General features: G+C 45.2%; 1 protein-coding gene and 1 pseudogene. Both read right to left on the reverse strand.

The annotated features are described in order from the left end of the window. A pseudogene (locus tag HMPREF0673_RS00125) lies at positions 1–322 on the reverse strand (IS3 family transposase); the annotation flags it as partial. A gap of 104 nt (positions 323–426) precedes the next feature. Then, on the reverse strand, positions 427–834 hold a 408-nt coding region (locus HMPREF0673_RS00130; protein ID WP_007896636.1), incomplete at its 5' end, for a hypothetical protein.

Raw genomic sequence — 834 nt, forward strand, 5'->3', positions numbered from 1 at the left:
TCTCGTCAACGTAGACTATCATGTATGTTATGTCACTGACCCATAGTTGGTTCGGACGAATGGGGATAAGATCCTTGACAAGATTCGGATAGGTCGGGAGGTCGTGGTTGGAATCTGTGGTTTTTGCTCTTCTGCGGCGTTTGCGTACCTTTAGCCCGTACTTCTCGACAATGTCATAGAAACGGTTGTAGCCAACGGAGTGGTCTTCGCCGAACTCCTTCTGGTACATACGCCAAAGCTTGCCACCGCCTATTCCACGGTCGCGCTCACGGATGCGCTTGATAAACTCAACGACGAATGCCTCTGCTGCTATCTTACGCATCTGGGTGTCATCATGCTTATAGTAGGCCTGGGTCGTTACACCAAGTAGCCCACAGAGCGATCTGACGGCATAAGCCTTCAGATCACGCTCATGGAGCCTACCGACTACTTGGTGCCAGCTTTTTTTAAGTCGATGCCGTAGACTTCCTTGCCGAATGCAACCATCTCCTCATAAAAGTCGGCACGTAGCCTCTCGCGCTTTAATTCACACTTGAGGCGGAGAACCTCCTCTTGAAGTTTCTTGTAGTCTTCAGGAATGATGTTTGGACCTTGTTTTTTCATCTGTTCTACCAATTTGGGGTTTTCTTCCTCAAAGGTATGAAGATAACGGTAAATAGTACCCATCCCAAGGCCTGTTTTTTTTCTTACTTCATTAATTGTAAGTTTTTGAATACGACAAAGCTCGTAAACGTGCTTCTGAAGTTTAACGCGATCCAATGAAATTTGGAGTTGTTCTTCTTTCTTTTTCATAATTGTTGACTTTAGGGTGTCAACCTTATTTAAAAAAAGACA

The organism is Leyella stercorea DSM 18206 (assembly GCF_000235885.1).
GTDB lineage: Bacteria > Bacteroidota > Bacteroidia > Bacteroidales > Bacteroidaceae > Prevotella > Prevotella stercorea.